The sequence below is a fragment of the Nonomuraea phyllanthi genome (assembly GCF_006334985.2).
GTDB lineage: Bacteria > Actinomycetota > Actinomycetes > Streptosporangiales > Streptosporangiaceae > Nonomuraea > Nonomuraea phyllanthi.
On sequence record NZ_VDLX02000002.1, the window covers coordinates 287732 to 301750 of the forward strand.

The window sequence follows — 14019 nt, forward strand, 5'->3', positions numbered from 1 at the left end:
CGACTCCGTTGATGGATGGGAGCACGCTTCCCATGTCGCTGGAGATCAGATTTCTCGGCCCGTGGCAGGTCCTGGCCGGTGACGAGCCGGTCCGGCTCGCCGGGCAACGACGAATCGGCGTGCTGGCCAGACTCGCCCTGGACGCCGGGCAGACCGTACACGCCGAGCGGATCCTCGCCGACGTCTGGGGGCAGAGCTCGACGGCGACCGCGGGCAAACAACTCCACATCGTGATCTCCAAACTCCGCGAAACCCTCGGACCTCACACCGCCGAAGAGATCATCCAGACCATGCCCGGCGGCTACCGGCTCGCGCTCCAACGCGACCACATCGACGCCCACCTGTTCACCCAGCTGGCCAAGCGGGCTCGCACCGCCAGGGCGCAGGGGTCCACGGCCGCCGCAGACGCCCTGTTCCGCTCCGCCCTGCAGTTGTGGCGAGGCGAACCACTCGCCCAACTAGGCGCGTCCTGGGCACGAATCGAAGCCACCCGCCTGGAAGAAGAGCACCTCACCGTCCTGGAGGACCACGCCGATCTCCGCCTCGCCACCGGCGACCACCACGCTCTGGCCGCCGACCTGGCCGCACACGTGCGGGCCCACCCACTGCGCGAACGCCCCGCCGCCCAACTCATGCACGCCCTGCACCGCGCCGGCCGCCCGTCCGAAGCGCTCGCCGTCTACCGGCGCACCCGCCAGATCATGATCTCCGAGCTCGGCCTCGAACCCGGCCCCGAGCTTCGCCGCCTGCACCAGGCCGTCCTGGCCAAGGACCCCGCCCTCGACCTGACCACCCCGGACCAGCAGGTCACGGTCAGCGAGCGGTACATCCCGGCCGAACTGCCCGCCGACACCCACGCCTTCACCGCCCGCGCCACCGAGATCAACCGCGTACGCACCGCACTCGGCCCCGCCGACGGCCCCACGTACGGGCCTGCCCTCACCGTGATCGACGGCCCCGGCGGCGTCGGCAAATCCGCCCTGGCCGTCCACGTCACCCACACCATGGCCGCCCGGTTCACCGACGGCGTCATCTACCTCAACCTGCACGGATCCACCCCCGGACTCGACCCTCTGACCACGGCCCAGGCCCTCCGCCACCTGCTGAGCTCCCTCGGCCTGGACGGCACCGCCGTCCCCGCCGACCCGGACGAGGCCGCCGCCCGCTACCGGTCCCTGACCGCGACCTGCAACCTGCTGGTCATCCTGGACAACGCCCGCGACGCCCGCCAGGTCCGCCCGCTCATCCCCGCCGGCGCCGGCTGCCGGGTCCTGATCACCAGCCGGGACCCGCTGTCCACCCTGGACAACGCCCGCCACCTCCACCTGGGCACCCTGAACGCCACCGAGGCCGTCGCGCTGCTGTCCCGCCTGGCCGGGCCCGACAGGGTACGCGCCGAACCGCAGGCGGCCGAGCGGATCGCCCACCTGTGCGGCGGTTTCCCCCTCGCCCTGCGGATCGTCGGCGCCCGCCTGGCCGCCCGCCCCGACTGGACCCTGTCCGACCTGGAAGTACGGCTGGCCGACGCCACCCGCCGCCTGGACGTGCTGGAGTACGCCGACCTGGCCGTCCGCGCCGGCATCGCGGTCAGCCACCACCACCTCCACGAAGAACCCACCGGCCGCGACGCCGCCCACCTGCTGCCCCTGCTCGGCCTGCTCGGGCTGCCCACCCACACCCCCGCCGCCACCGCCGCCCTGACCGGCTGGCCCCACCACCGCGCCGAAGCCGCCCTGGAACGCCTCAAGGACGCCCGCCTCCTCGAACCCGCCGGACCCGACCGCTACCAGTTCCACGACCTGGTCGGTCTTTATGCCCGCGAACGTGCACACCAGGACCTGTCGGAGGAGGAACGCACCACCGCCGTACGGCGGGCGCTCCACCACTACCTGACCACCCTCTGGCTGGCCAGCACCATGGTCAACGACGATGCCGTCCTGCGGTGCCCCGTCGAACTGCCCGACATGACCTTCGAGGACCTGGCGGAGGCGGAACGATGGGTCCAGGACGAGCGGGACAACCTGCTCGTCATCGCGCAGCAGGCGTTGGACGGCCCCGACCCGGCGACCGCCATCGGCCTGGCCATCGGGCTCCACTGGCCCTTCTGCTACCAGGGCTGGCACACCCAGCTGGCCGACATCTACACCCACGCCATCGAGGTGGCCGATCGCATCGCGGCATGGGAGGACAAGGCCCAGCTCCGCAACTTCCTCGGCTGGGTCCACCGAGACCAGGGTCGCTACGACACGGCGATCACGCAGCTGGAGACGGCTCTCACCGACTGGGACCGCGCGGGCCTGCCCCGGCGGAAGGCCGGAGCCCTCAACAACCTCGGTGTCATCAACACGATCGTGGGCCGTCTCGACGAGGCACTCGGCTACCTGGAGTCCGCGCTGGCGCTCAACGACGACGCCGAACGCCCGGGGGCCACGGCCACGATCCGCAACAACCGGGTGCACGTCTATTACCGGCAGGGGCGCTTCGACGAGGCGATCGCGGAAGCGCGCCAGCTGGTGGAACTGGGGCCGAAGGCGGGCCCGCTCGCCGACGCAGGCATCGCACACGGTTCGCTGGGCGACGCCTACCGCCACGCCGGCCGTCTGAGCGAGGCGGTGGAGAGCTACACGACGGCCGTGCGGCTGCTCCGCGAGTCGGGCTACCGCCTGAAGGAGGCCGTGTCACGTTGGTGGTTCGGCACCACGCTGCACGACCTCGGACGGTACGGCGAGGCGCGCGAGCAGTGGGAGGACTCCGTCCGCCTCCTGCGCGACGCCCGCCTGCTCACGCCACGGGAGGCGACCGAGATCCTCGCCCAGGACGTGCCGGAAACACCCCAGCCGATCAAGAACATGCTCTGATGACTCTGCGCGAGTAGTCGAGGGTCTCCTCTCGAAGAGAGGATGAACGGACTTTCCGCCGTACTCCTCCTGAGGGGATGCCGGCCCGCGTGTGACACGTCCTGGGCGCTGGGAAAGCCAGAGGGGGCGTGCCGTGGTCACGGCACGCCCCCTCTGAGCTGGCGGAGGATGGGGGATTTGAACCCCCGATAGGTTGCCCTATACACGCTTTCCAAGCGTGCGCCCTCGGCCACTAGGCGAATCCTCCGCCGACGAGCTTACCGGACTTCTGGAGGTGTGAAGACCACGTTTTTCGGGGGTGGAGCAAGCACTGCGGCATCCGGCTAGACTGTGGGTGGACCCCTCGCGCGGCGTCATCCTGTGAACCTCCCCAGGGCCGGAAGGCAGCAAGGATAAGCGGGCTCTGGCGGGTGTGCGGGGGGTCTCTTCGTTGGGAGCCCCCTCGCAGGCGGGATGGTCGTATGAGCCTTGCGCTTTACCGCAAGTACCGACCCGGGACCTTCGCCGAGGTCAAGGGTCAGGAACACGTCACGGACCCGCTGCGGCAGGCGTTGCGTACGGGCCGCATCAACCACGCCTACCTGTTCAGCGGCCCCCGCGGATGTGGCAAGACCTCCAGCGCCCGGATCCTGGCGCGCTCCCTCAACTGCGAGCAGGGCCCGACGCCCGATCCGTGCGGCGTCTGCGAGTCGTGCGTCGCGCTCGCCCCCACCGGGCCGGGCCACCTCGACGTCATCGAGATCGACGCCGCCTCGCACGGCGGCGTGGACGACGCGCGCGACCTGCGCGAGCGGGCGTTCTTCGCGCCGGTGTCCGCGCGCTACAAGATCTACATCATCGACGAGGCGCACATGGTGACCCGCGAGGGTTTCAACGCGCTGCTCAAGCTCGTCGAGGAGCCCCCGCCGCACCTGAAGTTCATCTTCGCGACGACCGAGCCGGAAAAGGTCATCGGCACGATCAAGTCGCGTACGCACCACTACCCGTTCAGGCTGATGCCGCCCGCGACGCTGCGCGGGCTGCTGGAGGAGATCCTCACCTCCGAGAACGTGCCGTTCGAGCCGGCCGCGCTGCCTCTCGTCGTCCGTGCGGGCGCCGGCTCCGCCCGTGACTCGCTCTCGATCCTCGACCAGCTCCTCGCCGGGGCCGAGGACGACGGCATCACGTACGCCAAGGCCGTCTCGCTGCTCGGCTACACCGACGGCGACCTGCTCGACGAGATCGTCAACGCGTTCGCGGCGCGCGACGGCGGGCAGGTGTTCCACGCGGTCAACCGGGTGATCGAGGGCGGCCACGACCCCCGCCGCTTCGCCTCCGACCTGCTCGAACGCTTCCGCGACCTGGTGATCCTGGCCAACGTCCCCGAGGCGGCGTCGAGCGGGCTGCTCGACCGTCCCGCCGACGAGCTCGAACGCCTCGTCCAGCAGGCCGCCTCGATGGGCCCGGCCGAGCTGACCCGCGCGGCCGAGGTCTTCAACGCCGGTCTCACCGAGATGCGCGGCGCCACCTCGCCGCGGCTGCTGCTGGAGCTGATGTGCGCCCGCGTGCTGCTTCCCGGCGCCGCGCAGGGTGAGGAGGCGCTGCTCGCCCGCCTCGAACGCCTCGAACGCGGCGGCGCCGTCGCCCAGATGGCGGCCCGTGCCACCACCTCCGCGCCGTCCGGTGCCCCCGCCGCCCCTGCGTCCGTGCCGATCCCACGGCCGGGCGCCGCGTCCGCCCATGCCGGGGCCCGGCTCCCGGCACCGTCCGGCAACGGCCCGGCGGCTGACGGAGCCGCCCAGCCTGATGACGGCGGCCCAGCGGCCGGCGGCGGCTCTGCCCACGTCGGCAACGGCCCCGTGAGCGGCGGTTCCGCGGGGGCCGCACCGGGTCGCGCCGGTGCCGATGACTGGCCCGAGCCCGCCCGTCCCGGCTCGTCCGCCGGACGTCCGAGCGGAACGCAGGCGGAGCAGGCCCCTTCGGGCGGCGCCGCTCCCGTAGGCGCCGCTCCCGTGAGCGGCGGGGTCGGCGCCATACAGACGCAGTGGGCCGCCGTGCTGGCCGCGCTCAAGCAGCGCAGCATCGTCGTCTGGGCGAACGTCAGCACCAACGCCCAGGTGGTGGGCGTGGAAGGCAATATCGTCACGCTGGGCTTCACCCAGGTCGGCGCGATGAAGAACTTCACGGGCGGTGGCAAGGACGCCGTGGTGGCGGGCGCGCTCGGTGACGTGCTCGGCGGTACGTGGCGCGTCGAGGCGGTCGTCGGCGGCTCCCCGCCCCCGCCCCGCAACCCTGCCCGCCCCCCGTCGCACGGCGGCCCGGCGGGCGGTCCCGGGCCGGGATCCCCGGCTGGTCCCCAAGGCACCGGCCCGCACGCCGCCTCCCCCGGTGGGGCGGGCCCCCAGAACATGGCCCACCAGGTTCCCGGCTCCCAGGGGCCCGCGGGCGCGCACGGCCCGGCCGGCTCTCACGGAGGTGCTTCCGACTCCCAGAGTGCGGAGGGGTCAGGCGGCTCGGCCGGTCAGGCGGGCTCGCGGGGGCCGGCCGGCTCTCATGGCCGTACGGCTTCGCACGGCGGCTCAGGTGACGACGCCGATGCTCAGGAGCCCGACCCGGGCCCGCCCGCGGCATCCGCACGTCCGACCACGGACGAGTCGTGGCCGGACGCCCCCGACGACTTCGGTCCCGGGGCACCGCCGAGCCCCGACCCCACGCGTACCATGCCCGCCGCCGGTGGTCCGGCCGGTCCAGGAAGGGGCGCGCCCGCCACGGGCACGGGCCTGGCCGCCGCACGGTCGGCGGCGAGGGCCGCCGCCCAGGCGGGTCCCCGCACCCCGTCCGCCCGTAGCGGCGCCCCGGCCTGGCCGGACGCCGTACCGAGCCGGAACAAGGCCCCGGAACCGGACGACGTGGACCCCCTGAACGACGCGGACGCCGACGTGCACGCGCTCACGGGCATGGCCCTGCTCGAACGCGAGCTGGGCGCCCAGATGATCGGCGAGATCGACCACACCTGACACACCCTGGGGCGCCGCGGGTCAGCGACATCACGGTGTGCGACCGGTGTGGCTGATCGGTGTTGGCACATCGGCCCGGGCCTCAGGACGCCCATGTGGTCGCGTGGCACCACCCAGATGGCCAAGTTTGCGACGTCACGGTCTGTGCCCGTGCGGCCGAGTGGCGTTGAAGTGAAGGCCCGCAGGGACGGCGGCGGGAGGTGGCCGGCCGTGCTCCGCCGTAATGGATGGAGGGCTGTGGTGGCGTCGGCGGGAAGGGTGCTGCGGCGGGTGCGCTGGAGGCGGCGAGGGTGGGTTGCGGCGAGGCAATGCGGGAGACGGCGGGCGGGCGGCGGCGAGACTGCGTTGGGGACGGCGGGGAGTGGGGGTCAGGCGCAGAGGCGGGAGCGGGCGGCGGCGGAGCGGGGGTCGGTTGGGGGGAGGTCGGCGAGGCGCTCGAGGACCTCGTAGTCGTCGCGCCCGTTGCAGGTCTGCGCGTACGCCCACAGCTCGTCCGGCGACCCGTGCCGCAGCAGGCACGCCCGCACCTGCGCCTCCAGCTCGTCGCGTTCGCGCCGGAGCTCCGGCGACTCCGAGCGCAGCAGCAGCGGGCCGGTGTAGGCGCGGGCCAGGGCGCGGGGGTCGTTGGCCGACAGGTGGCGGCGCACCTCCAGGAAGTCGGCCTCCACCGGGCAGGTCAGGCGGTACGGCTTGGCCGCGATGGCGTCGCCGAGCTGGGCGCGCAGGCGGTGGATCTCGGCCCGGATGGTCACGGGGTTGCCCTCGTCGCCGTAGACGTGGAACGACAGCTGCTCGGCCGTCAGCCCGTGTGGATGCAGGGCGAGCAGGGCGAGGATCTCCGCGTGCCGGAGCGACAGGGGGCGGTCGAGCTCGCCGAACGTGGCCCGGGGCGGCCCGTCGCCGAGGAAGGTCAGGGCGAGGGTGGCGGGGGTGGTGGACGGCGTGGGGAGCAGCAGGAAGCCGCCGGCGAACGGCTCGAGCGGGGCGACGGACCCGTCGGCGAGTATGACGCGGCGGCCGGTGAACCGAAGACGTTCGCCCAGGTCGCCGGCCGGGTCGCCGGACAGGACGCGGCCGGTGGCCGACAGCAGGATGCCCGGCCGCCCGCGCAGGGACTCGTAGCGGCGGCGCAGGCGCTCGTCGCGCTCGTGCATGCGGAGCGCGAGCTGGGTCTCGGCGAGCTTGGCCGTGGCGGCGACCAGGGCGACGGTGGCGGGGTGCAGGTTGCGTGAGGTGCCGCTGACGTCGACGCAGCCGATGATCGCGCCCGAGTCGGGGTCGGTGATGGGGGCGGCGCTGCACGACCAGATGTGCAGGACGCGCAGGAGATGCTCCTCGGAGTAGACGTGCACGGGCCGGCGGTCGGCGAGCGCGGTGCCGATGCCGTTGGTGCCGACGCTGCGCTCGGCCCATTGGTGCCCGTCGGACAGGCCGATGTGGTCGGCCCTGCGCATGACCGCGTGGTCGCCCCTGCGCCACAGCACCCGGCCGTCGCCATCCGTCACGATCATGACTTCGTCGGCCAGGCTGGAGAGCGTCTGGTTGATGAGCGGCAGCAGCGGCCGCAGCGGGTGGGCCCGGCGCATGTCACCGATGAGCGAGGCGTCGTAGACGAGGGGTGCGCTCTTGCTTTCGGGGTCGATCCCGGCCTCCAGGGAGCGCTGCCAGGATGCGGTGATCAGGCGGCGCGGCGGCTGGGGCCAGGCGCGGCCGGTCGCCGCCGCTTCGTGTGCTCCGCGTAGCAGGCGGGAGTACGCATCAAGGTGGGCGTAACTCATTGGTCACTCCAAGTAGTCAAGTAGAGCATCCGTCTTAGGAGCGATTCGCGCAACCCGTTCGAGGTCATTGCGGAGGGTGATTGATCGACAGCAACGTGTGTGCAACGTTGGGGGCGTTAGGTTCCTGACTCAACGCGTCGGCGTGGTGCGGCCGCTCCGCCGACGTGGTGGCCGGGTCTCGGACGCTGGAGGGGGGCCGAGATCCGGCCAAAAACATCCCCATAGGGCGGGGCCTCCAGTACATGACGACCGCCAAACACCGTAGGCTCGTGGAGTCAAGAACGCGGAGCCACGAGGAGCGCACGACGGTGAACCCAGGGGATGTCAACCTGCAGCAGCTGCTGGAGCAGGCCCAGCTCATGCAGCAGCAGCTTGTGAGCGCCCAGCAGGAGCTCAACGACGCGCAGATCGAGGGCTCATCGGGCGGGGGCCTGGTGACGGCCGTCGTCAACGGCTCGGGCGAACTGCTCGAGCTCAAGATCGACCCGAGCGTCATCGACGCCGGCGACGCGCAGGACACCGCCGACACGATCGCCGACCTGGTGATCGCGGCCGTCCGCGACGCCGTGCGCGCCGCGGCCGACCTGCAGCAGGAGAAGCTCGGCCCGCTCGCGCAGGGTCTGGGCGGCGGCGGCCTCGGACAGTTGCCAGGGTTCTAGGCATGTACGAAGGGGTCGTCCAGAACCTGATCGACGAGCTCGGCCTGCTGCCCGGCGTCGGTCCCAAGAGCGCGCAGCGGATCGCGTTCCATCTGCTGGCGGCCGACCCGGCCGACGTCAAGCGGCTGGCCCACGCGCTCCTGGAGGTCAAGGAGAAGGTTCGCTTCTGCCGGGTCTGCGGGAACGTGGCCTCGGAGGAGGAGTGCCGCATCTGCCGCGACCAGCGCCGTGACACGCACGTCATCTGCGTGGTCGAGGAGTCGAAGGACGTCGTGGCGATCGAGAAGACCCGCGAGTTCCGCGGCACCTACCACGTGCTCGGTGGCGCGATCAGCCCCATCGACGGCGTCGGCCCCGACGACCTGCGCATCCGCGAGCTCATGACCCGCCTGGCCGACGGCCGGGTCACCGAGCTGATCCTCGCCACCGACCCCAACCTCGAGGGCGAGGCGACCGCCACCTACCTGGCCCGTCTGGTCAAGCCGATGGGCATCAAAGTGACACGACTGGCCAGCGGTCTGCCTGTGGGCGGTGACCTCGAATACGCCGACGAGGTGACCTTGGGCCGCGCGTTCGAAGGACGGAGGCTGCTGGATGTCTGACCAGTGGAGCGCCCTGGCGGAGGAGATCTCCGGGCACGCGCAGGACTACGTTGACGGCCTGACCAGGGTCGCCGGCGGCGAGGGCGGCGACGCCATCTGGTCGCTGCTGCTGGTGGAGGTCGCGCAGGTGAGCCTGGCAGGGGCCAAGCTGGGCGCCAACCAGGACGTGATCCTCTCGGGCAACTACGAGCCGCCCATGAGCGAGGACCCCGACATCGACGGCGTGCGCACGGCGCTGGCCGAGCGGCTGGGCGCGGTCGACGACTACGCCGAGGTGTTCGACCCGTACAAGGACACCGTCGTCACCCCGTACCGCCTGTCCGACGACCTGACGGCGGTCGCCGCCGACCTCATCCACGGGCTGCGTCACTTCCACGCGGGGCGTCCCCACGAGGCGCTCTGGTGGTGGCAGTACTCCTACTTCAACACCTGGGGCAACCACGCCGGCGCCGCGATGCGCGCGCTGCAGGCCCTGGCCGCCCACTCGCGCCTCGACGTGGCCGAGGAGACCACTGTCTGATCATCCACATTGTGGTACGCCCCAGCGGGCGCATGAGACGCCGCCAGTAGACTGACAGCTCACAGTCCAAACCGGGAGAGTCTCGTGGCGCTCGTTGTGCAAAAGTACGGTGGTTCGTCCGTCGCCGACGCGTCCTGCATCAAGCGGGTCGCGCAGCGGATCGTCGCGACGAAAAAAGCCGGCAACGACGTCGTGGTGATCGTCTCCGCCATGGGAGACACGACTGACGAGCTGCTCGACCTGGCCGAGCAGGTGTCGCCGCTGCCCCCGGGCCGCGAGCTCGACATGCTGCTGACCTCGGGCGAGCGCATCTCGATGGCCCTGCTGGCGATGGCGATCGCCAACCTCGGCCACGAGGCCCGTTCGTTCACCGGCTCGCAGGCGGGCGTGATCACCGACTCCACCCACGGCAAGGCGCGCATCATCGACGTGACGCCCAGCCGCATCCGCGAGGCGGTCGACCAGGGCGACATCGCGATCGTCGCCGGGTTCCAGGGCGTCTCGCAGGACACCAAGGACATCACCACGCTGGGCCGCGGCGGGTCAGACACCACGGCGGTGGCGCTGGCGGCGGCCCTGCAGGCCGACGTGTGCGAGATCTACACCGACGTCGACGGCGTCTTCACCGCCGATCCGCGCATCGTGCCGGCGGCGCGGCAGATCCCCAAGATCTCGTACGACGAGATGATGGAGATGGCCGCCTGCGGCGCGAAGATCCTGCATCTGCGCTGCGTCGAGTACGCTCGCCGCTTCGAGCTGCCGATCCACGTCCGCAGCTCGTTCGGCACCAGGGAAGGCACGTGGGTCGTCTCCGGCCCTTACACCGAAGGAACCGAGATGGAGCAGCCGATCATCTCCGGCGTCGCGCACGACCGGAGCGAGGCCAAGATCACTGTTGTCGGGGTGCCCGACAAGGTCGGAGAGGCTGCCTCGATCTTCAAAACGCTGGCCGACGCCGAGATCAACATCGACATGATCGTGCAGAACGTCTCGGCAGCCGCGACGGGCCGCACCGACATCTCCTTCACGCTGCCCACGGCCGACGCGCAGACGGCGCTGACGTCGCTGAAGAAGATCCAGGCGCGCATCGGCTACGAGTCGCTGCTCTTCGACGACCAGATCGGGAAGGTGTCGCTGATCGGCGCGGGCATGCGCTCGCACCCCGGCGTCACGGCGACGTTCTTCGCGGCCCTCGCCGACGCGGGGGTCAACATCGAGATGATCTCCACCTCGGAGATCCGCATCTCGGTGGTCGTCGAGCAAGACGGCGTCGACGCGGCCGTGCAGGCCGCGCACCGGGCGTTCTCGCTCGACGCCGACCAGGTGGAGGCCGTGGTGTACGGAGGGACGGGACGATGAGCAGGCGACCCAATCTGGCCCTGATCGGGGCGACCGGTGCCGTGGGCACCGTCATGCGCGACATCGTGTCGTCGCGCGAGGACATCTGGGGCGAGATCCGGCTGGTGGCGTCGCCGCGCTCGGCGGGCAAGGTGCTCCAGGTGCGCGGCGAGGACGTCGTGGTGCAGGCCCTGGCGCCGGAGGTCTTCGACGGCATCGACGTGGCCATCTTCGACGTGCCCGACGAGGTGTCGGCGGAGTGGGTGCCGATCGCGGCCGCGCGCGGCCCGATCGTGATCGACAAGTCGGGCACGTTCCGGATGGAGCCGGACGTCCCGCTGGTCGTGCCCGAGGTCAACCCGCTCGACGCGCGCAACCGGCCGCGCAACATCATCTCGACCCCCAACTGCACCACGCTGTCGATGATGGCCGCGATGGGCGCGCTGCACGCCGAGTTCACGCTGACGGAGCTGGTCATCGCCTCCTACCAGGCGGTGTCCGGCGCCGGCGTGGCGGGCTCCGCGCGGCTCTACGACGAGGTCGAGGCCCTGGCGGGCGACCGTACGATCGGCCAGGCGGCCGGCGACGTGCGCAAGGTGCTGGCCAACAAGCTGCCCGACGAGTCGCCGTTCCCCGCGCCCATCGCGTTCAACGTGGTGCCGTGGGCGGGCTCCTACAAGGACGGCGGCTGGGCCTCCGAGGAGATGAAGCTCCGCAACGAGTCCCGCAAGATCCTCGGCATCCCCGACCTGAAGGTCTCCTCGACCTGCGTGCGCGTGCCGGTGGTCACCACCCACTCGCTCGCCGTGCACGCGCGGTTCGACCGCGAGATCACGGTGGCCGACGCGCACCGCGTCCTCGAGGCGGCGCCGACGGTGGTGCTCGTGGACGACCCGGCCAACGGGGTGTTCCCGACACCGCTCGACGTGGTGGGCACCGACCCCACCTACGTCGGCCGTGTCCGGCAGGCGATCGACTTCCCCAACACGCTCGACCTGTTCGTGTGCGGCGACAACCTGCGCAAGGGCGCGGCGCTCAACGCGGCGGAGATCGCCGAGCTGGTCGCGGCCGAGCTGTAGCCGCGTCGGGGTATGAGGTCCGGCCTCCCGCTACGGAGGTCCGATCCCCTGTACGACTGTCTGGTGTGCTGGTGTGGCGCCGTGCGTCCTTGCGCGGCGTCCGCACCGGCCCTCACCCGGCGGGTCCCCGGCTGGCGGGCCTGTCACCGGAAGAGGATGTCCCAGTGGCTGCTCTCGTCGGCGAAGGTGGTGCCGGCGAACGGGCTGCCTGAGCCGGCGCGGAAGAGCCGGGCGCCGTCGCTCCGTACTCCCGCATTTTCATGATTTTTCGTGATGTAGCGGTCGATGCATTTGTTGTGGGAAATGTCGAGCTTGTAGCCGTTGCCGTGGCTGTACGTGCCCGGAGCGTGACCTTCCTCCGTGCCCCCGGTCACCATGATCGGGCAGCCGCTCTCGCGCTTGAGCTCGATGATCCGCGAGATCGTCCCGACCCGCACCGAGTCGAGCGAGGTGCAGTGGTGCAGGTGCTTGCTCGTGCAGTGGCCGCTCGACCTGGTCTTCACGCCGCTGATCTTCAGCCACCGGGCGGCCGTGGCGTGGGACATGGTCATGGTCCCGCGCCGTGGCAGGACGCGCTTCAGGTCGACGCGATCGTGCTTGTGCGCCTTGACCTTGGGCATCCGGGCGACGTGGGTGTGCACGTGCCGCTTGGCGCGCCTCGACTCCGACTCCGGAGAAGGTCCCCAGTGGAACTCCGGAGAAGTCCGCCAGTGGAACTCGGGATAAGGCCGCCAGTGGAGCTCCGGTGACGGCCGCCGGCGGGAGTCGGTGGCGGGCTCCCAGCGGGTCGCGCGCTCGCCCGGCCAGTCCAGGCGGGCCCTCCTGCGCGCCTTCGCGTGCTCGTCCAGTGGCCAGTCCGGCATCGCGAGCTGCTCCATCAGCAGCGCGTCCCACGCGTCGTCCGAGAGGCCGGGGTCGGACACGCCGGCGCCCGGGATGTCGGCCGGCCGGTCGCGGGTCCCACCCCTCGAGTCTCCAGCGTCGGTGAGGGCGGTTCCGGCGGTCATGGCGGATTCGCCCGTCTCGCGGGTGCCGGACTTGTTCGTGTCCGGGACGCGCGCGACGGACGCCGGGTGGTCGAGCAGGGCGGTCGCCTCGCTGATCAGCGGCTTCGGCAGGGCCGCGAGCCGCTCACCGGTAGCGGCGAGCGGTTCGTACGCCAACACCCTGGCGAGCCGCGGCCCGCCCTCGTGGTCGGCCGGGTGAGACTCGCCCGGCACCACCGGCCCTACGGGGTGGGCGGCGGCTGAGGCGGCCGAGGCCAGCGCGATTATGGTGATCTCGATGCCGAGGAGTGCGACTACGATGAGGCGCACTGTTCCACGTATCCACATGTCGATGCCTTTTCGCGGAAATAGCCCTTCCGCCTGAAACGACAATCCCACCATTCACAGGAGATAACTCATGCCGCGAGAGCAACTTTGCCTTGTGGCGGCGATCACCGTGCGGCTCCATGACCTAACGTCGTTTCACAACGTAAAGTGACGAACGTGTCCGAAGCCCGAAACCGAGGATCGGAGAGCACCCGAGAGGTCATCGTCGAGACGGCACTGCGGATGTTCAGGGAGCGCGGCTTCGACGCGACCACCATGCGTGCCATCGCCGCCGAGGCCGGGGTGTCCGTGGGCAATGCCTACTACTACTTCGACAGCAAGGAAGCGCTGATCCAGGCGTACTACGACCGCGCGCAGGCCGAGCACGAAGCGGCTTGCATGGCGTACCTGGAGACCGAGACGTCGTTCGCGGCCAGGCTGAGCGGGGTGCTGCGCGAGTGGGTGCGTGTGTCCGAGCCGTACCACGAGTTCGCCGTCAAGTTCTACAAGCACGCGGCCGAGCCGACCAACCCGCTGAGTCCGTTCAGCGAGCAGTCGTCACCGGCTCGCGAGGCGTCCATCGCGATCTACCGGCAGGTCGTCGAGGGGTCGCGCGACCGCATGAACGCTGAGCTGCGCGAGGAGCTGCCCGAGCTGCTCTGGCTGCTGTCCATGGGCATGGTGCTGTTCTGGGTGCACGACACCTCGCCGGGCTGCGCGCGCACGTACCGGCTGATCGAGGTGACGGTGCCGCTGGTCGACCGGCTGGTCGGGCTGTCGCACCTGCCTGGCCTGAGGGGGATCACGAAGGACTTCATCGCCGCGGTCCATGAGCTGCGGGCCTAGGATCACATACCGGGCGGTTGGTAAGGTGCG

10 protein-coding genes, 1 tRNA gene and 1 other RNA gene are annotated in these 14019 nt (G+C 71.1%); 9 read left to right on the forward strand and 3 right to left on the reverse strand.

Translation table 11 applies throughout. The features are described from left to right. Positions 1-32 precede the first annotated feature (32 nt). Entirely contained in the window at positions 33-2858 is a 2826-nt protein-coding gene (locus FH608_RS06920; protein ID WP_193318271.1) for an AfsR/SARP family transcriptional regulator, read from the forward strand. Positions 2859-3017: 159 nt separating this feature from the next. On the opposite strand, the gene FH608_RS06925 is transcribed toward FH608_RS06920, so the two are convergent. Next, positions 3018-3105: transfer RNA gene (locus FH608_RS06925), tRNA-Ser, on the reverse strand. An 87-nt stretch (positions 3106-3192) separates the two neighbouring features. Here FH608_RS06925 and ffs point away from each other — a divergent pair. Together ffs and FH608_RS06935 are read left to right on the forward strand one after the other, a co-directional pair. Next, positions 3193-3288: signal recognition particle sRNA small type (ffs, locus tag FH608_RS06930), an RNA gene on the forward strand. Positions 3289-3319: 31 nt separating this feature from the next. Further along, complete coding sequence (locus FH608_RS06935) at positions 3320-5854, forward strand: DNA polymerase III subunit gamma and tau (RefSeq protein ID WP_139629530.1); 2535 nt, start codon at positions 3320-3322, stop codon at positions 5852-5854. A gap of 368 nt (positions 5855-6222) precedes the next feature. On the opposite strand, the gene FH608_RS06940 is transcribed toward FH608_RS06935, so the two are convergent. Then, positions 6223-7632, reverse strand: coding sequence for a helix-turn-helix domain-containing protein (locus FH608_RS06940; protein ID WP_139629531.1), 1410 nt, complete (start codon positions 7630-7632; stop codon positions 6223-6225). A 308-nt stretch (positions 7633-7940) separates the two neighbouring features. Between FH608_RS06940 and FH608_RS06945 the strand changes: the two genes are divergently transcribed. The 5 genes from FH608_RS06945 (at position 7941) to FH608_RS06965 (ending at position 11830) form a co-directional block, all read left to right on the forward strand. Further along, positions 7941-8291, forward strand: coding sequence for a YbaB/EbfC family nucleoid-associated protein (locus FH608_RS06945; RefSeq protein WP_139629532.1), 351 nt, complete (start codon positions 7941-7943; stop codon positions 8289-8291). 2 nt (positions 8292-8293) lie between these two features. Continuing rightward, the gene (recR, locus tag FH608_RS06950; RefSeq protein WP_139629533.1) at positions 8294-8893 is read left to right on the forward strand and encodes a recombination mediator RecR; all 600 of its coding nucleotides are present in this window, start codon (positions 8294-8296) and stop codon (positions 8891-8893) included. After that, positions 8886-9413: a DUF5063 domain-containing protein gene (locus FH608_RS06955; RefSeq protein WP_139629534.1), complete on the forward strand. Its 528-nt coding sequence runs from the start codon at positions 8886-8888 to the stop codon at positions 9411-9413. The genes recR and FH608_RS06955 overlap by 8 nt, the downstream gene beginning before the upstream one ends. An 84-nt stretch (positions 9414-9497) precedes the next feature. Beyond that, the gene (locus FH608_RS06960) at positions 9498-10772 is read left to right on the forward strand and encodes an aspartate kinase (RefSeq protein WP_139629535.1); all 1275 of its coding nucleotides are present in this window, start codon (positions 9498-9500) and stop codon (positions 10770-10772) included. After that, on the forward strand, positions 10769-11830 hold the full coding sequence (locus FH608_RS06965) for an aspartate-semialdehyde dehydrogenase (protein ID WP_139629536.1): 1062 nt from the start codon (positions 10769-10771) through the stop codon (positions 11828-11830). The genes FH608_RS06960 and FH608_RS06965 overlap by 4 nt, the downstream gene beginning before the upstream one ends. Before the next feature lie 143 nt (positions 11831-11973). On the opposite strand, the gene FH608_RS06970 is transcribed toward FH608_RS06965, so the two are convergent. Next, positions 11974-13146, reverse strand: coding sequence for a hypothetical protein (locus FH608_RS06970; RefSeq protein WP_139629537.1), 1173 nt, complete (start codon positions 13144-13146; stop codon positions 11974-11976). Positions 13147-13320: 174 nt separating this feature from the next. On the opposite strand from FH608_RS06970, the gene FH608_RS06975 reads away from it, so the two are divergent. After that, positions 13321-13989: a TetR/AcrR family transcriptional regulator gene (locus FH608_RS06975; protein ID WP_139629538.1), complete on the forward strand. Its 669-nt coding sequence runs from the start codon at positions 13321-13323 to the stop codon at positions 13987-13989. Positions 13990-14019 lie beyond the last annotated feature (30 nt).